Annotated in this window: 14 protein-coding genes and 2 pseudogenes; 12 read left to right on the forward strand and 4 right to left on the reverse strand. The window is 59.7% G+C overall.

Translation table 11 applies throughout. The annotated features are described in order from the left end of the window. Positions 1-1,228 precede the first annotated feature (1,228 nt). The 3 genes and pseudogenes from RFM98_RS19270 to RFM98_RS19280 all read right to left on the reverse strand — a co-directional run bounded on the left by RFM98_RS19270 (position 1,229) and on the right by RFM98_RS19280 (position 2,501). Entirely contained in the window at positions 1,229-1,516 is a 288-nt protein-coding gene (locus tag RFM98_RS19270) for a transposase (RefSeq protein WP_320310363.1), read from the reverse strand. Positions 1,517-1,719: 203 nt separating this feature from the next. Further along, positions 1,720-1,849: pseudogene (locus RFM98_RS31400) on the reverse strand (IS110 family transposase); the annotation flags it as partial. 376 nt (positions 1,850-2,225) lie between these two features. Further along, the gene (locus RFM98_RS19280; protein WP_320310433.1) at positions 2,226-2,501 is read right to left on the reverse strand and encodes a hypothetical protein; all 276 of its coding nucleotides are present in this window, start codon (positions 2,499-2,501) and stop codon (positions 2,226-2,228) included. Here RFM98_RS19280 and RFM98_RS19285 point away from each other — a divergent pair. The 8 genes and pseudogenes from RFM98_RS19285 to RFM98_RS19320 all read left to right on the forward strand — a co-directional run. After that, positions 2,471-3,004, forward strand: coding sequence for a cytochrome P450 (locus RFM98_RS19285; RefSeq protein ID WP_320310365.1), 534 nt, complete (start codon positions 2,471-2,473; stop codon positions 3,002-3,004). The genes RFM98_RS19280 and RFM98_RS19285 overlap by 31 nt on opposite strands. Before the next feature lie 326 nt (positions 3,005-3,330). Then, positions 3,331-5,061: an adenylate/guanylate cyclase domain-containing protein gene (locus tag RFM98_RS19290; protein ID WP_320310366.1), complete on the forward strand. Its 1,731-nt coding sequence runs from the start codon at positions 3,331-3,333 to the stop codon at positions 5,059-5,061. Positions 5,062-5,113: 52 nt separating this feature from the next. Further along, on the forward strand, positions 5,114-5,476 hold the full coding sequence (locus RFM98_RS19295) for a YybH family protein (RefSeq protein WP_320310367.1): 363 nt from the start codon (positions 5,114-5,116) through the stop codon (positions 5,474-5,476). 624 nt (positions 5,477-6,100) lie between these two features. Next, positions 6,101-6,625, forward strand: a complete 525-nt coding sequence (locus RFM98_RS19300) for an EF-hand domain-containing protein (RefSeq protein WP_320310368.1) — start codon at positions 6,101-6,103, stop codon at positions 6,623-6,625. A 911-nt stretch (positions 6,626-7,536) separates the two neighbouring features. Then, on the forward strand, positions 7,537-8,067 hold the full coding sequence (locus RFM98_RS19305; RefSeq protein ID WP_320310369.1) for a hypothetical protein: 531 nt from the start codon (positions 7,537-7,539) through the stop codon (positions 8,065-8,067). 858 nt (positions 8,068-8,925) lie between these two features. Beyond that, positions 8,926-9,237, forward strand: coding sequence for a DUF3303 domain-containing protein (locus RFM98_RS19310; protein WP_320310370.1), 312 nt, complete (start codon positions 8,926-8,928; stop codon positions 9,235-9,237). A 1,261-nt stretch (positions 9,238-10,498) separates the two neighbouring features. Next, entirely contained in the window at positions 10,499-11,665 is a 1,167-nt protein-coding gene (locus tag RFM98_RS19315; protein WP_320310371.1) for a sulfite oxidase, read from the forward strand. 340 nt (positions 11,666-12,005) lie between these two features. Continuing rightward, positions 12,006-12,662: pseudogene (locus RFM98_RS19320) on the forward strand (adenylate/guanylate cyclase domain-containing protein); the annotation flags it as partial. A 156-nt stretch (positions 12,663-12,818) separates the two neighbouring features. Here the strand turns inward: RFM98_RS19320 and RFM98_RS19325 are convergent. Beyond that, the gene (locus RFM98_RS19325; protein WP_320310372.1) at positions 12,819-13,724 is read right to left on the reverse strand and encodes a LysR substrate-binding domain-containing protein; all 906 of its coding nucleotides are present in this window, start codon (positions 13,722-13,724) and stop codon (positions 12,819-12,821) included. A 234-nt stretch (positions 13,725-13,958) separates the two neighbouring features. Between RFM98_RS19325 and RFM98_RS19330 the strand changes: the two genes are divergently transcribed. From RFM98_RS19330 to RFM98_RS19345, 4 genes are read left to right on the forward strand one after another with little or no spacing between them, the layout of a single operon-like run. Continuing rightward, complete coding sequence (locus RFM98_RS19330; RefSeq protein WP_320310373.1) at positions 13,959-14,810, forward strand: transporter substrate-binding domain-containing protein; 852 nt, start codon at positions 13,959-13,961, stop codon at positions 14,808-14,810. Between the two features lie 13 nt (positions 14,811-14,823). Next, the gene (locus RFM98_RS19335; protein ID WP_320310374.1) at positions 14,824-15,537 is read left to right on the forward strand and encodes an ABC transporter permease; all 714 of its coding nucleotides are present in this window, start codon (positions 14,824-14,826) and stop codon (positions 15,535-15,537) included. After that, complete coding sequence (locus RFM98_RS19340) at positions 15,537-16,250, forward strand: ABC transporter permease (protein WP_320310375.1); 714 nt, start codon at positions 15,537-15,539, stop codon at positions 16,248-16,250. Before RFM98_RS19335 ends, RFM98_RS19340 begins: the two co-directional genes overlap by 1 nt. Then, positions 16,247-17,029, forward strand: coding sequence for an ABC transporter ATP-binding protein (locus RFM98_RS19345; protein WP_320310376.1), 783 nt, complete (start codon positions 16,247-16,249; stop codon positions 17,027-17,029). The genes RFM98_RS19340 and RFM98_RS19345 overlap by 4 nt, the downstream gene beginning before the upstream one ends. Positions 17,030-17,056: the final 27 nt, after the last annotated feature.

Consider the following 17,056-nt stretch of genomic DNA (forward strand, 5'->3'; position numbering starts at 1 on the left):
TTGCAGAGCTGCAAGCCGGACTTCCGACGGTGGTTCTGGCGCATCCTAGATCAGAGACTCTGAACTGCAAGGCTGCCGCGTACAAAAGTAATGACAACCTCTATTGTTGCCTGGCAACGCGGTTGCGGGATCGTCCTCGGTAGCAAGCTTCGGCTCTATGATGCGACAGAGATGGCTAGCTTACCATTTCGGAGCGGCAGTTGGTTGGCGGTTCCGTCAAACAGCGGACCGACAGCTTGCGGCCCCCATACAGTCGTTCCGCGAGGTCTGGGCCAACCTGGAACCGATGCGTCGTGACATCAACACAACGCCGCTGAGAATTGCGAGCCCGAGCAGGTAATACCCCGCAATGTGCTAATTCCTAAATAACATCAATCGCTTGATCTTAAACCAGACATTGCACCAGGGTGCCGCAATGTGCGGGAGACAGCGAAAAGTCCAACAAAAACAACCAACCGCCCAAAGCACAATGTGCTGCCTTTTATCTTGCCATCTTAATCGGTTGTGCTTTAAATGATCTTTTCGATATCGCCGTTCCGCTCATTTGGTGCGATAATACACGATTGTTCTCTCTGCTACGATACCGCCTTCTGGCGTCGAGTTCCGATGCGCCGTGCAATCTTCCGCGCTCTGCGACGGGGTTAGTCGGCTGCACGAAAGCATCGCTCGAACCGTCGTGGGTGCGCTTTTCCATCGGACTGACGGAGCAGCGTCACAGGCAATCCGACGCGGTCCGGCCGTCTCGCGATCGGTGCGGCCGCAGGCAATGTATGGCCTGCCCCGTCTGCAAGCGGAATGTTCAAGGCGGCACACTCGGTCTGCAACAATGTATCCGGCCTCGGTGCATTGGATGCCCTGCCAAGATGGAGATTCGTGCGCCCGGCTCCTAACAAGATACACGAACTCGAAAGGGCCGCTGCCTCCCGACAGGTTTGTCGAACGCCGACCAACCGCTGGGCCATCTCTATGTAAATCCTCCCGCAGACTTCATGCGGCCGAGAAGATGCCGGGGCGCGCCCGCTCGACCAAACTCGTTACCCCTTCGAGGCCATCACGGCTTCGTCGGGACGCCCGTTCGACGTCACGGCCCAGGCGATCCGGGCCAGTTGTTGGCGAGCCCAACGACAACCCATTGCGCTTGGCGCGCGCTTTAGTAGCGCTTGCAGCCAAGCGCCGAGTTGAGCGTCCAGGCGCGCGAGATACGGCGGTGCCGATCGCGCGCCATGGATCAACAGCACGCGCATGTAGGCGCTACCGCGCTTGCTGATCTCGTCAGGCGCGGCTTGCTGCCGGTCGTGATCTGGCGCGGAACAAGCCCCAGCCAGGCAACGAAGTCACGCCCCTTCGCGAAGGCCGACGCGTCATCGACCGCTGCCGCCAGCGCGGTTGCGTTGACAGCGCCAATGCCTGGCACACTGCGCAGAAGACGGGCTCGTTCATCGCTTTTGGCGAGCGTCTCAAACTCCTGATCGGGTTGCTTCATCCGATGATCGAGCGCGTGCAGTTCGTCGACCATGTCATGAACGAGTTGCTGCATCCGGGCGGTTAGGACCGTGTTGTTCGGCGGGTTCTAGCGAAGCCACAGGTGCAGGTTTGGCCGACCCTTCGCGATGACGATGCCGCGATCGAACAGCACGTCGCCCAGTTGGTTGATCAGGGCCGCCCCAGGTGCTGACCAGCCGCTCGCGCGCACGATGCAAAGTCTACACATCGAGTTGCTCTCTCCCGACTTGATCGGCACGAAGCGCATGGTCGGTCGTGTCGCCGCCTCGGCGATTGCCTCCGCATCGCGATCGTCGATCTTGTGCGACTTCACGTAGGGTTTCATATGCTCTGGCGGCATCAGCCGACGCGCCTCAGATCGGCACGGTCCAGAGCTTCCGCCGCCTCGACTATGTTGCGCTGAGTGCCCATCACGGCACACAAATGCCAGGTCTCATGCCAGACCGCCGATAAATCCACCGCGTCCAGTTCGCGATGCAGCCAGGGCGATAGCGGCCTTGCTTCGTGACCACGCGTCGAATGCGTTTCCCTTAAGGCTCGAGCGCGGTTGCGATTGGCGCTAGTCCAGGGGGGACCGGCAACACTCTCTCTCACAGCGGCCGAAGAAACGCCGTGGAATGTTTCTGCAAGGAAGTCCGACAAGCCCCTACGGCCAACCAATGGAAGGCGCCTCTGGTGGCAAGATAGCAACCTTGCACTGACGGCGAGCGCTCCCAGTACCGTCAGGGATAGGTTTTCTTCAGGAACCGAAGATCGCCAAGCGCGACCTTGAGGACGCCAGCCGCCGGGATGGCGTCGTCGTGCTTTGCGGGATTTACCGCCCCGCCGATCGCCCGCAGCTTTCCGGGATGCGACGGGTCTAGGGTCAGGAGCGGTTCAACAAGCGGCACGAGCTGGCCAAGATTCTTGAGGCTGTAGTCGTTGAGCGACGCGGTTGCGTCGCCCCTCGCCCGACGCTGGCGCTGTCTTGGTCGCTGCTCCTCCTGGCGCGCATCCAAACGCGCAGGAGCGGGCTCGAGCAGAAGCTCGCGCGGCTCTAGGAGATTCCCCCGCAGGCGCCGATCACATGGAAACGACGCGCTACGTGAAGCAGGTGATCGAAGAGGCTATGCGTCTTTACCCGCCGGTCGGAATGCAGGCGCGCAATGTCCGAAGAGCCGACACTCTCGGCCGCGAGATCCTGCCTAACGACGTGCTGTTCCTCCCAATCTACGCAGTCCATCGGCATCAGATGTGGTGGGAGCGCCCGAATGAATTTGACCCGGACAGGTTTTCACCCGAGGCCATGCACGCTCGCGATCGCTATCTTTATCTTCCTTTCGGCGCGGGACCGCGCGTTTGCGTCGGCGCGAACTTCGCAATGATGCAGGCCCACATCATCCTAGCCACTCTTCTCGCGCGCTACCGCTTCGAGCTGGGACCAAATTCGTTGCCAATGCCGACCATGTCCATGACGGTCCGCCCCGACACTGGCGTGCGGCTGGCGGTGAAGCGGATCTGACGCGAAGGAACCCTCTCCCGCCAGACGAGGCTACCGCGTCTCGTCCGATCGTCCTCGACCAAGTACGTAACGCACCCAGTAGCGGCTGCGTAGGTCGGCCACGTGGCTGCTAACGATTTCGAGCTGTTGTCCAACCATTTTTGCCCAGCAGCTCTATCAGGTCCCCAGCCTAGGCAAGCGTTGGTGACGGCAGTATTGCTCTGCCTCGCCCCCGTCCACATCCACATCCACATCCACATCCACATCCAAGATAGCTGGACACTGCCAACAAAGCGGTACTAGGGTTTTCAGAACTCGCCATCCAGCAATTTTTAAGGGCAGCCACGGTGAGTAATGGAGCGGTGCAACGCAGGCTGGCGGCCATCGTAGTCGCCGACGTGGTCGGCTTTTCCCGAATGATGGAGTCCGACGAAGTCGGCACTCTGCAGGCCCTCAAACACCGACGAAAGAGCGTGCTCGAGCCCGTAGTTCGGTCTCACAGTGGACGAGTTGTCAAGTTAATGGGGGACGGCGTTCTCATTGAGTTCGCCAGCGCCGTGAACGCGGTGGCAGGTTCGCTCGAATTGCAGCAGAAGATGACGGAGGCGAACGCGGGGCTGCAGGAGATACATCAAATAGTCCTCAGAATTGGCATCAATCTGGGCGACGTGATCGGCGAAGGTTCAGACATCTATGGCGATGGCGTTAACATCGCGGCACGACTTGAGAGCCAAGCCCGTCCCGGTGGCATATGCATGTCGGAGAAAGTTTACAACGAGGTTCGAGGCAAGGTCGCCGTCACGGCGGAAGACCTCGGCCATTTGCAGCTCAAGAACATAGATGCCCCTATCAGAGCCTATTCGGTAGCGCTCGCCGGCGCATCGCATGAGGTCACTCCACGGATCAACAAAGAAGTCACGTCGATTGCGATTATGCCTTTCGCCAACATGTCGCGAAATCCGGATCAAGATTATCTTGCTGACGGCATCACAGAGGACATCATAACCGAATTGAGCCGGTTCAAGGACCTAGCAGTCGTAGCTCGGAACACGGCGTCTACGTATAAGGGCAGTTCCGTTGACGTGGCCGAGATGGGCCGTAAGTGGGGAGCGGATTTCGTCGTGGAGGGAAGTATCCGGCTGGCGGGTCCGCGCATACGTGCAACGGTCCAACTAGTTGACACTCAAACCGGTGCCCACGTGTTTGCGGAAAAGTTTGATCGTGAGATGACGGACATATTCGCGGTGCAAGACGAAATCGTAGAGTGCATCACGGGGCGGCTGTTTTTCAGTTTGCGAGATGCTGCTGGGGCCAAACGCGAGAAAAGTCCCACAACGAGCGTTTCGGCCTATACGTCTTGGCTGAAGTCTCATGCTGCTTGGCGCAACGGCGATGAGCGGCTTGCCCGCGAACACATGCATGAGGCGATCCAGATTGACCCTCACTATGCGCCGGCCCTAGCCGCTCTCGCCTTGCTATATGCCTATTGGCGGTTCAGCGAACCGAGCTTGGGGACCGATGCTCAGCGCGACCGGCAAGCGCAGCAATTTGCGAGGCAAGCAATTGCAGCGGACAAGAACAATCCGTACGTGCTGACAAGCGTTGCGGCATGCTTCGCGATGTCCGCGCAGATCGGTGAGGCAATGCGCTACTCCGAAATGGCAATGACGATGAGCCCTCGGGATGTCAATGTTTTGCTCGCTCGAGGCTGGATCGTATCCTTTGCGGGTCGGCACCAGGAAGGGTTGGAACTGGCCAAGCGAGCATGCAAACTTGAGCCGCTTCTACCTCCTGCGTTCGTATCCAGTCTAGGTGACTGCTACTATTTGGCTCGGGAGTTGGATGCCGCTCTTGCCGCCTACAGAACGCTGATCGATGCACCCTACTTCTTCAAACTCAACGAAGCGTGTTGCCTAGCTCAGCTAGGAAGGATCGACGAAGCTCGGCACATAGGTCAGGAAGCACCCGAGGGTTTTGATACGATTGTGCACGCGCGCATCTGCGCAACGATGTGTGCTCTTGATGAGGATAAGGCGTTCGTTCTTGAAGGCTACCGGCTAGTGGGAGTGCCTGTCTGATGGTGTCAAACCAGTCGATTCATTCGAGCCCCATTTGAGCGTGAGGTGTCAGATGTCCATCCGCGAACAGTTGCAGAGCGTCTATGACGCCTACGCCACCGCTTATCGAACGAAACATCCCGCGGGTTGCGCGGCTGTGTTCACCGACGATGGCGAAGTCTTCTCGCCCTATGCTCCTCCAGCGAGGGGCCGAGCGGCCATCGAGGCCCTCCACTCAGAATGGGTGAACATTGGTGACAACAAGGAATTGCGCATTCTAGATGTGGGCTCTTCAGGCGACCTCGCTTGGTGTCTTGCCGCCTACTCGGATACGCTGGAGGCGGGGACCTCACTGAACGTGTTTCAGCGCCAAGCCGATGGCCAATGGCTGATCCGGGCTTGCAGCCTAAACCAGTCGCGAGACGAGACGGAATGACCCGCTAAGACCGCGGCCTCGGCCCCAAAGCGGCTAATCCACCAGCCAGAAAGGCTGGCCTGGGTTGTCCCTCGCTGCGCTGGAGTACCGGGAGCCCCTACGACCCGGCATTTGCACCCCTTCAAGGCAGCACGCGCCTTCACTTATTCCCGCAGGCCCGCCTTGCGCAAGTTCTCGCGAAAGTGTTCCAAGTCACCGGGATTTTTGTAAGGCGTCATTTGGGGGCCGGTTCTCGAAACGATTGTGGCTGATGGATCTATTTGCTTGATCCGCTCCACGCCCTCCTTCGCTTCGATCATATTCCCCCAATGCAGCATGACTGGCTGCCAAATAGAGCCAGCGGTACACTGTGTCGATTGTCATTAGGCTACGCAAAGCCGTGACTGCTTCATGGTATTGTCGGGAGTCGTAGTAAATCTGGCCGAGCTGTACGACGTACCACTCGGGATGGCGATCGCACCATAGCCGTTTGAGGTAGATTAGCCAATTTGCATATGCGCCGGGCCTGATGGACCGCACGCTTTCAGAGGATCATCACCGAAACCGGCAGGAACCAGGAGATAGGCTGCGGGTTTGCTTGGATGCCGACATGATCGGCGTAGCCATTCACCACAGGAGAACACAATGACCCTTCCGAGCAAAACCGCGGCAGTTACCGCTGTGTTGATCATGTTGGGCTCGCCCGCGCTGGCGGAGTCGAGCGGAACACCTGTGCCCGCAGTAAAGGCTCAGGATTATGGTCCCGAACAGTCGCCGGAAAGGACCGGACAAACGCAAGACTCTATGCGTGAAATGATGCGCCAGATGATGGGTGAGATGCTTCAGGAAAGAATGCGGGAGGATCGCGGTCCCCGAGCGGAGTGGCACGTTGGTGGCCGCTGGCATAGGGACTCCAGAATGGGCCCCCCCGAAGGGCGGCGGATGACCGGAGGTCGCAGCGGTATGGGAGCCAGGATGATGCATGGCGCAAAGATGCGAATAATGTTTGCCATTGTGGACGCCGACGGCGATGGTGCTCTTTCTCAGAGCGAGGTTCAGGATTTCATCGGACGGATATTCAACGCCGTCGACGAGAACGGCGATGACAGCGTTGACATGGAGGAAATCCAATCCTTCTTCCATGGAGCCGGCAAAGATGAGGCGGAGTAGCCTCGGGTGGCTCACGCCAGCCGGCACGATTGTGTTCCTCGGTCCTTGGTCGGCATCGTCACCGTTGCGCGGTCGCAGAAAACGTCCCCCTCCTTTATAGCCCCCAGCATCAAGGCGTGGCTGTCCACTGTCCCGCTGTCGAGGGCGTGGGACAGTGGGACGGCTTGTCGTCGTGGACGGATCAGCTGCTTGTCTTCTTTAGGGTGTGTTCTTAGGCGAGGAAAGCGAGCGCGATACAACTCGGCAAAGATTGCAAACTGCCAGCAAGCGTTCCGTGAGCGCGTCGCAGTGGCCTCAGCCATGGACCTCATAGAAGGATCCCAAGAAGGCTACGGGGCACCTTGGGCGGCATTGGCGCCGTCGCGGTACGGGACCAATATCTGATTGGCCGACCTCCAGCGGCCATATCTTCGGATATGGTGGGAACACACACCCGTTGGAACCGCGGATTTGCTGGGTAAGGCGTTGGAACACACCCGTTGGAGGACCGTTGGAAGCGGTTGGAAAATTGCGCTGATGACGGTCTAAGGTTTCGCTTCCTGGTTGCCCGTGATGCAGCGAAGGTCGCGTTTTGATCCCCTCTCTGCCCTTCGTTCGCAGTAGTTCTACGGCAAGCCCTGACCCTCCGCCGCCCTTCAAACCACCGGCTCGGAACGTCCTGATTGGGTGGGAAGCCTTTCATTCGCGTGGACGGCATCTACGGCATATGCACGCCAAAAGCGGGCGTTCCGTACATCAGGTTCGGCCCACCACTCCTAACCGGCGTCACATCCGTAGGTGACCCCCCGTAAGATTAGGAGTACCTTATGTATTGGCGCGTTCCAGGTCCCAGGGCAGCAGCCAACTCCAAGAGCGGGAGCTGCGCTTGTTGCGACGCGCCGGCAAAACCTTCGCTCGCTAAGGAGGAGGAAATGCGCATCCATTCAAGCAGTGTGTTTTTGGCAGCTATCGCCGTCGCTTGTGCATCCGCCGCGGCTGCGGCCGATAAAAGCGATAAGCAGTTGATTGAGAATGCTATTTCGGCGGCACCGAAGGCTGTTGGCAAAGACGCCGCCGTGGTGAATTGGGAGATGAAGACGTTGAGGAAGGGTACGAACGGCTTCACTTGCATCCCGGACGATCCTAGTACTCCCACCGACGACCCGATGTGCACAGACAAGAACGGCATGGAGTGGATGAACGCGTATATGTCCAAGAAAGAGCCGCCGAAGGGCAAGGTCGCTTTCGCCTATATGCTGAAGGGTGGCAGTGCCGCCAGCAATACCGACCCCTTTGCAACCAAGCCCCCGGAAGGCGCCGACTGGCTGCATGACGGTCCGCATGTCATGGTCATGAACGCACCCGACATTATGGCCTTGTATCCCCACGAACCAGTCGTGAACCAGCCATATGTCATGTTCCCCGACACGCCCTATGCGCACCTGATGATTCCGGTCAAATAGTCTGCAATGGGGCCGACTGCAGAAAGTCTGCTTTCGGGATGATTGGACTGGACGCTGACTCTTGTATCACGGAAGCAGCGTGGAGATTGTCAGTGGTAGTAGATGCCGCCGTCGACATGGCGCGCCTGCCCGGTGACGAAGGCCGAAAGGTCCGAAGCGAAGTCTGCGGCTGACATAGGGCGGGAAGCTGTCACCTAGTTCGGGGTCGATGGAACACCTTTGCGAGAAGATGGACGCCGTTGCGCCCAAGCCTGGCAAGCGCGGACCCTATAGAAAGCGAGAGGCAGAATGAACCAAGCTAGGGTCGTTGCAGTCGGCACATGGTATTATGTTGGCCTCATACCTCATACCTCACCGTGTCGAAATCCATTCCTTCCCGGCTCGATTCTCAGCTTCGCGCTTTGCCGAAGATGGTGAGAACACCGGAGAGTACGACGAGAGCCTGCCCGTCCCAGAGACTTTAGATGGCTACCTTTATGAGTGCCGTCCGTTCTTTTCCGGCGAGCATCTTTCAATAGAAGCAGTTAAGGCTTGGGTTGCAGCTCAGCCATGGGCTCCCGTCGCATGGAATGAGCCTGAAGAAATTTCGAACTGAGACACTACCCCTGGAGGATTTAACTTTAATATATTAGTGAATTGGAATATAGTTCGGACGTAGCCCATGTCAGCATTGACAACAGTGAAACTCCGTCGTGACGGCCGGATTCGCAGCGCGCTCGGCCGCCAGTGGCAGACATCGCGGCAGCCGATGAGGGCACTTCACCAATGGCTGGGATCACAATTCGATCGGCTCATTCCGGCGATGAAGTGGTTGGGTAGGACTTCCTAAGGGAAAGCAGACAGCGTGAGGAGGAAACTATGAAATACATGATAAATTGGAACGAGCGGCCACAAGGGTCGGCGATTGAATACGAGAACGTCCAAAAGCGCATCCTGGAAATCTTCCAGCATTGGGAAATACCCAGCGAGGCCAAGGTGCATGCTTTCGTCGTGCGGGTGGGCGAATGGGGCGGTAGCTTGCTGCTCGAGGCAGATGACCCGCTGGTAGTCCACAAAGCGTGTTCGACCTTCCCGGCGTTCCAATTCGACGTCCGTCAGGTCGTCGACATTCAGGACGCAGTCCGTGTCGAGATGGAAGCTATCAAATGGCGCGATGAGCTTCCTTCGTGAGCGGCAGCCGCCGCGATGCGGTCTTGAACCTTGCCTGATCCCCGGAGCCGCCGTCGCGCGTCCCGGTAAGCGCTGGCGCGCGCAGTCCGCAAGGGCTTGAGCGGAGCGTCCCTAGAGGACGAGCACGGCTGCGCTAGGGAAAGAGCCGCGTCGGAGGCGGAGCGCGTTAGGCGGCCTGATCCTTGGTGAGTCCAGAGCGCCTTCTTTGGTCGGCCGCTCAGGGGAAACGCCGCTCCAGGGGGCAACCTCTGGCCGCCCGATAGATGAGCGTTCTGACCTCTGCTACAATCCAAACTTTAGAGTTGGGGGCGTCAATGGTTGAAGTGTTCCGCGGAGGGAGCGGTAAACTCGAACATGAAGGGGCCGCGCTCGGTAAATCCATGCGCAGGCAAATCACCGCGAGGCATTGGGGTATTGGCTTGGGTTCTTGAAGGGCGTGATGGCCAGTGAGCGGGTCGAGCGAGCGGAGATGCCGCCCCTCAGGGTCGAAGCTGAGCAGCTCCTGTCCCTTCTTCACGACGATGATGCTGCCGAGCTCATCCGCGATCTGGATATGTGGAGTAACGCTCCCGTCATCGTGTCGTGGCTTTTGACGCGCCTCTTCGAGGTGCGGAGGGTGATGCAACGGTCTATCGCATTATGCGGGGATAGACACAATTGCGTGCCAACGCCCTTCGAACTGCCTAGAACCGGAGCTAGTGGCGTCCGTCTGGTGAGCGTAGCTAATTCGATTGCGCCTCCGGCGCTGTGTCTCGCGTGAAGAGAACTAAGCCTGCGTTAGACCTCCGAAATGACATTCGGAAGCCGCTCGAAACTTGCTGATTCACGGTATCTTCCTCGCCACCTCCTTTCGCGATTTAAGCGCAGCTGCTCACCCGGCCTCATCGGGCGATGGCTACCTCTCCTTCGCCAGTTCACAAACCCGGCGCAGGGCAATCAACGCCGTCAATATCGCCGCTCGCATAGAGCAGCTTGCGGAGCCGGGGGGATAATGGTGTCAGGGACGGTTACGACCATTGAAGCGTCGCGCTCGCCATGAACGCAGATCAGGCGTATAGTCACGGATCGCTGGCTGGGACCTGACGGAGCCAGTGACTGAGAGCGGAAGACTCCCACCTTTAGCATGGCGCCCCTCTAAGCCCCATGGTTCGGCGCGCTCATCCGATTGCCCGCTTTAGCCGGCCTTTCCTTGCGCGATTCCGGCTGCGCCACCTTTATTTAACCGAGGAGAAATCAGCTTTTTTCACTGGAGGAGATCATCATGCATTACCTTCCGCGACGCGAATTCATCGTTCAAGGCAGCGCAGCCCTCGCCGGGCTGGCGATCTTCCACTCACGGTTTGCCCAGGCCTTTCCAAGCCGCCCGGGTGAGACCGTGATCCCGTGGGTTGATCAGCCGCGGCCCAATCCCGTTCCGGCAGTCATCCAGAGCCAGCTTGTCTGGGAGGATTTGGATTCCTGGGTGACGCCTAATGAGAAGTTCTTCAGTATCGCGCATTTTGATCGGCCAACCATTGATGCGAATGCCTGGAAGCTGGAAATCGATGGGTTGGTGAAGAAGCCTCTGAGCCTGTCGCTTGCCGACCTCAAAGCGCGGCCGCGCCAGGAGGTGGTTTTCACGGTGGAATGCTCCGGCAATCATGGTTTTCCATTTTTTACCGGCGGCATTGGCAACGCCCGCTGGGCAGGCACACCGCTCGCCGCCATTCTTGAAGAGGCGGGCGTGAAAGAAGACGGCATCGAAGTTGTTTTTTGGGGCACCGATGTCGGCGACATCGCTCTCAAGGACAATAATCGCGACGTCAAGATGCATCAGAATTTCGCCCGCAGCATGTCGCTCGGCGATGCGACGAACCCCAACAACATCCTCTGCTACGAGATGAATGGTGCCGCACTGCCAGCACCCAACGGTTTCCCCGTACGGCTCATCGCGCCCGGCTGGTACGGCATCGCCAACGTCAAGTGGCTAAAGCGCATTGAGATACGCAACACGCGCTTCATGAGTCTGCTTATGGCGCGAGACTACGTCACCATCCGTGAGGAAGAGCATAATGGCGAGACGGTCTGGGCTGAGACCTCGGTCGGCCGCGCGTTACTGAAGTCCGCGCCTGCCAGAGTCACGCGCAGCGATGCCGGATACCGGATCAGCGGTGCGGCCTGGGGTGCGCCAATCGCCAAGGTCGAAGTTCAGATTGATGATGGCCCGTGGACCGCGGCGACGATCGACCATGGTGAGGAAGCTGAATTCGCGTGGAAGATCTGGTATCTTGACTGGAAAGACGCGTCAAAGGGCGAGCACACGGTCACCTCGCGCGCCACTGATACAGCAGGCAAGGTCCAGCCCGCGATGGACGATCCGGTTATCGCTAAGAAACACACCTACTGGGAAAGCAACGGCCAGGTCACGCGCCACGTCAGCATTGCTTGAGAAGGCTACCGGCGGCGGCTCTACCAAACCGGCGAGGATCGAGGTGACCTCATTCCAAATTTGGGGTCACTTCGTCATTGCGGTCGAGCAAGCCTATTCGCGGGCGCATTCATTGATTCGGACAGTCCGCTGTGAGGCGCATAGCCGCTAGGCAGCCTTGGGACCGGAAGCGGACCGCCAGCTCCTGGCAGCGAGATCTATAAAGTGTCGTTCTGCGCGAGCAGCATCCTAGCCCGACGTTCGGACGGTTCTACTCGACGCGGCTACAAAAAGGGACGACCCTGCTTCCCAATTGCGGTATAGTTTACGGCAAAGCCTCTGCCGCCTGGGAGAAGGCAACGTGGATATCGAGGCATGGCTGGTAGACCTCGGCCTGGGTAAGTACGCACCGGTTTTCCGCGACAACGATGTTGACCTGGAGGTTCTTTCCAAGCTGAACGCCGAGGATCTGACCGCGCTCGGGGTCACGTCGATCGGCCATCGGCGCAAGTTGCTCAGCGCCATCGCGTCCCTCGGCGACGGCAGAAGCCTGCCCCGGACGGCTTCGCAATCACCAGCGGCCTCGGATTCCCGCGCAGAGCGGCGGCAACTTTCGGTCATGTTCGTGGACCTCGCCGGCTCGACCGAGCTGTCGCAGCGGCTCGACCCGGAGGACACGCGCGAAGTCATCCTCGCCTACCAGCAGGCGGTATCGCGCGAGATCGCCCGCTACGACGGGAGGGTCGCCAAGCTGATGGGCGATGGGGTGCTCGCCTATTTCGGCTGGCCGCAAGCGCACGAGGATGATCCCGAGCGCGCTGTGCGCGCGGGTCTCGCCGCCGCGTCCGCGACCGCCAGGCTAGCCAGCCCCGGCGGAACGCCGCTGGCCGCGCGTGTCGGCATCGCCACGGGACTGGTCGTCGTCGGAGACATGATCGGAGAAGGTGCGGCGCAAGAGGAGGCGGTCGTTGGCGACACGCCCAACCTTGCAGCTCGACTACAGGCGCTGGCCGAGCCCGCCCGCAAAAAAAGCCTAGGCCGTGCCCCATACGCGAACGAGCGAGTTCTAGCCCGCCTACGCGCTTGAGGTAGGTCTGGACTGATCTCTTCATCGAGCAGCCGCCGGATGCGCACGCCTGCGGTCTTCACCGGATGGGTACGTATCGACCGCATTCTAAAACAAACGAGTGTTTCCGGTCATATTCTCTTCCAGAGCAGTTCGAAACTCTCGCTCGAAGGCCTGCTGAAGCATGGACGAGACCTGAGCCCTGTTTCGGGTCATGTAGATGTGGCACTGAAGCTGAGGGTTGAAAGGACGTATCATCAATTTGCCTGACCATCGGGCGGCCGAGAACGGGTCTACGATCGACACACCCAGGCCCTGTGCGACCAGGGCGCAGGCCGTATCGGCGAATGGTGTTTCGAAACGGTAGCCTACGGCAACGCCGGCGTCGTCCAGGGCGCGCTCGATGTCCTGCCTCGTACGGTCCTCACGCCCAAGCGCGATGAATTCCTGCCCTTCCAGCTGGGATGCGAGAATCGCGCCTTCATTGGCGAACGCATGATCGAGCGGCGCCACACAGACGCATCCCGTCTGGAAAATCAGATCGCAGGCGATCGCGGGATCCACCACCGGCATCTGAACGAGGCCGAGGTCGATCTCTCTGTTTGCCGTCAATTCCGCGATCCGCAGCGAGGCCGCGGGGAAGATGCTCATGCGGGCCTTCGGGTGATGTCCGGCGAATGCCTTCAGGAAACGGGGCAGGACAATACTCGCAAGCGCCGGATAGACGCCGATCATCAGTCGTCCGGCTTCCAACTGCTGAATATCGCCGGCCAGGCGCCGTATTCGCGCCATTCCCTTGACGATGCGCCCGACCTCTTCGTTGAGGAGCATCGCTTCCGCCGTCGGAACGAGACGCCCCGCCCGACGAATGAAGAGCGGGATTTTCAAGGCATGCTCCAGGTTCGAGATATGCGCGCTGACCGAAGGCTGAGCGATGTGCAGGAGCTCGCTCGCGCCTGTGACTGTTCCCGCTTCCATCACCGCTCGGAAAGCTTCGAGTTGCTTGTAATTCATGAGCAGTCCCTAAAGGTTCGCATCGGACGAATCCTATAGGAAAAACCTATGCGCCGCGAAACATTTCATATTGGAATCTTTTGCCAGTTTCCTCTCTAGTCGAGCGCAACAACCCATCACTGCCGGCCCCGAAAAAGCATCCGAAGCCTTCGTCTTATCGGATGAGGATATTTGTTTTTCCTATCGTCGGCGGTGAGGTTTGCGGGCGCTTCATAATAAGAGAGGGAACCTTACATGATCGGAAAAATCATCATGGCGGCGGCGATATCGCTGGCCGGCCTTTGTTCGTCTGGTGAAGCCTGGGCGCAGGACGCGCTTCATATCCGCATCGCAACCGAAGGCGCCTATGCACCGTGGAACTACACGCTCCCGGACGGCACGCTTGCCGGTTACGAAATCGATCTTGCCAAGGAATTGTGCAAGCGCATGAAGGCGCAATGCGAGATCGTCGCGCAGAACTGGGACGGGATGCTGCCGGCGCTGAACGCCGGAAAATTCGATGCCATCATCGCCTCCATGGGGGTGACGCCCGAGAGGGCGCAAGTGGCCGCGTTCTCGGATCCCTATTCCACCGCGCCCAACGCTTTCCTGGCGATGAAGGGCAGCGGCTTGGCCGAGGCCCTGCCCTGGCACGACAAGTTCGACCTTCGCGACAATGCGGCGGGATCGAAGGACGCTAAGGAGATCATCGAAAAGCTCGACACGGCGCTCAAGGGGAAAGTCCTCGGCATCCAGGGGTCAACGACCGCCGGCAAGTTCGTCGACGAGTATCTGAAGGGCGCGGTCACGGTCAGATCCTATAAGACGCAGGACGAAGCCAATCTCGATGTCCTGGCGGGCCGGATCGATCTGACGATGGCAAACATCACCGTTCTCGCCGAGGCACTGAAACGACCTGACATGGCCGAGGCGGAACTAGTCGGGCCGACATTCCTCCTGGCCAGCGGAACATGCGTGGCCTTCCGCAAGAGCGACACGGCATTGAAGGACGCATTCAATGCCGCGATCCACGCCGTCAACGCCGACGGTTTCAACAAGGCGCTGACGGAAAAATGGTTCGGCGTCGACATCTCCGCGAAGAACTGAGAACGAACCCCCGATGAGGGCTTCCGATTTCGTTCTGGGCTTCGGCGCCGCCGGCTGGGGGGAGGCGCTGCTTCAAGCCGCGATGATGACCTTGGCGGTAGCCTTGACCGGCTACGCCTTCGGCCTTCTGGCCGGCAGCTGCGGCGCATGGGCAAAGATCAAGGGAGGCATCCTTCCACGCTTGGTTGCGGATGCCTACACCACGGTGCTTCGCGGCATACCCGACATCCTCGTCATCTATCTCTTCTATTTCGGCTCAAGCGCGGTGCTCACCCCGCTGGCCGCTCTGTTCGGCTTTTCGGGTTTCTTCAGCCTGCCGGGCTTCATGGCCGGTGCGTTGGCGATCGGGCTGGTGTCCGGGGCCTATCAGGCCGAAGTCATGCGAGGCGCCTATCGCGCGGTCTCACCGGGTGAGATCGAGGCGGCAATCGCCTGCGGCATGTCCCCTATGACGACGTTCCGCCGCATCGTCGCGCCGCTGGTGCTGCGTCATGCGCTGCCAGGCCTCGGCAATGTGTGGCAGCTGGTGCTGAAGGAATCCGCGCTGGTCTCGGTCACCGGGCTGGTGGAAATCCTGCGGCAGGCGCAGATCGGCGCCGGATCGACCGGCCAGCCATTCACCTTCTTCTTCGCCGCCGCCGTCCTCTATCTCGCCATTTCGTCGTCTTCGACATGGCTTCTGCGCCGGGCCGAGGGCCGGCTTGCAGTTGGCGTGAGGCGGACCTGATGGATATCCCGTTCCTCTACCAGACGCTGCTGAAGCTCCTGACCGGTGTGCCGCTGACATTGCAGCTCGCGGTCTCCTCCGTGGCTGTCGGCGCCATTCTGGCCATCATTCTCGCCCTGGCGCGGCTGTCAGGTTTGCGGCTCCTGGCCCGGCCTGCATCCTTCTACGTCTTCGTCTTCCGCTCTACGCCGCTGCTTGTGCAGATCTTCCTGATCTATCATGGTCTTGGCCAGTTCCATGCGGTGCGAACCAGCTTTCTGTGGCCCGTTCTACGCGAGCCCTATTGGTGCGCGCTCATCGCCTTGACCTTGAACACGGCTGCCTATTCCAGCGAGATCGTTCGAGGCGCGTTGCTGTCGGTTCCTCCCGGTCAGGTCGAGGCGGCACGGGCATGCGGCATGTCGAGTTTCACACTGTACCGCCGCATCGTATTCCCGCTCGCCTTGCGTCACGCGTTGCCGGGATACGGAAACGAGTTCATCCTGATGATAAAGTCGACGGCGCTGGCCTCCATCATCACCCTGATGGAGGTGACCGGCTTGGCGGCAGAGCTTATTTCGGAATCCTTCCGTGCCATCGAAATCCTGATCGTGGCGGCTGCCATCTATCTCTTCATCAATTTTGTCATCACGCGGCTCGTGCAATGGGCTGAATACGCGCTGAGCGCCGAGCTGCGGCCGCCACCGGCGCCTGGCAAAGGAGCAGCCCTGTGACCGAACAGACCAGACCGGCCGTGCGCCTGACGGATCTGCGCAAGAGCTTCGGCGCCTTCGAGGTGCTGAAAGGAATCTCGCTCGAGGCGATGGAAGGTGACGTGATCTCGATCCTCGGCTCCTCGGGGTCGGGCAAGTCGACCATGCTGCGCTGTATCAACATGCTTGAAACGCCCGATAGCGGGCAAATCCAGGTCGGCGGAGAGACCATCCGGCTGAAGCAGGCAGGCGGCAGGACGCGGCCGGCCGACAGGCACCAGTTGCAGCGCATTCGCGCGCGCATCGGCATGGTGTTTCAGAACTTTAATCTTTGGTCTCACAGGACGATCCTCGAAAACCTAATCGAGGCACCGATGCATGTTCAGAAACGGTCCCGCGCCGATTGTGTCGAGGAAGCCGAAGCGCTTCTGGAAAAGGTCGGCATCGCCGACAAGCGCAATCATTATCCGGCCCATTTGTCCGGCGGTCAGCAGCAGCGTGCGGCAATCGCCCGTGCGCTGGCCCAGCACCCGAAGGTCATGCTTTTCGACGAACCGACCTCGGCGCTCGACCCGGAACTGGTCGGCGAGGTCTTGCGCGTCATGCGCGCGCTCGCTGAGGAAGGAAGGACGATGCTCGTCATTACCCACGAAATGGGCTTCGCCAGGGACGTCTCCAGCAAAGTCTTGTTTCTGCACAAAGGCGCGGTCGATGTGGAAGGCACTCCACACGATATGTTCACCTCCGCCCCGTCGGACCGCTTCCGGCAATTTCTGTCCGGCGGCAATGGCCGGATTTGAGCCGACCGCATTTCCCGCGCATGCGAT

This window comes from Mesorhizobium australafricanum (assembly GCF_033977265.1).
Classification (GTDB): domain Bacteria; phylum Pseudomonadota; class Alphaproteobacteria; order Rhizobiales; family Rhizobiaceae; genus Mesorhizobium; species Mesorhizobium australafricanum.

Coding starts and splice junctions, on each gene's coding strand:
- RFM98_RS19270 (WP_320310363.1), bottom strand. CDS start 1,516: ATGGTCGACGAACTGCACGCGCTCGATCATCGGATGAAGCAACCCGAT.
- RFM98_RS19295 (WP_320310367.1), top strand. CDS start 5,114: ATGTCCATCCGCGAACAGTTGCAGAGCGTCTATGACGCCTACGCCACC.
- RFM98_RS19300 (WP_320310368.1), top strand. CDS start 6,101: ATGACCCTTCCGAGCAAAACCGCGGCAGTTACCGCTGTGTTGATCATG.
- RFM98_RS19305 (WP_320310369.1), top strand. CDS start 7,537: ATGCGCATCCATTCAAGCAGTGTGTTTTTGGCAGCTATCGCCGTCGCT.
- RFM98_RS19310 (WP_320310370.1), top strand. CDS start 8,926: ATGAAATACATGATAAATTGGAACGAGCGGCCACAAGGGTCGGCGATT.
- RFM98_RS19315 (WP_320310371.1), top strand. CDS start 10,499: ATGCATTACCTTCCGCGACGCGAATTCATCGTTCAAGGCAGCGCAGCC.
- RFM98_RS19325 (WP_320310372.1), bottom strand. CDS start 13,724: ATGAATTACAAGCAACTCGAAGCTTTCCGAGCGGTGATGGAAGCGGGA.
- RFM98_RS19330 (WP_320310373.1), top strand. CDS start 13,959: ATGATCGGAAAAATCATCATGGCGGCGGCGATATCGCTGGCCGGCCTT.
- RFM98_RS19335 (WP_320310374.1), top strand. CDS start 14,824: ATGAGGGCTTCCGATTTCGTTCTGGGCTTCGGCGCCGCCGGCTGGGGG.
- RFM98_RS19340 (WP_320310375.1), top strand. CDS start 15,537: ATGGATATCCCGTTCCTCTACCAGACGCTGCTGAAGCTCCTGACCGGT.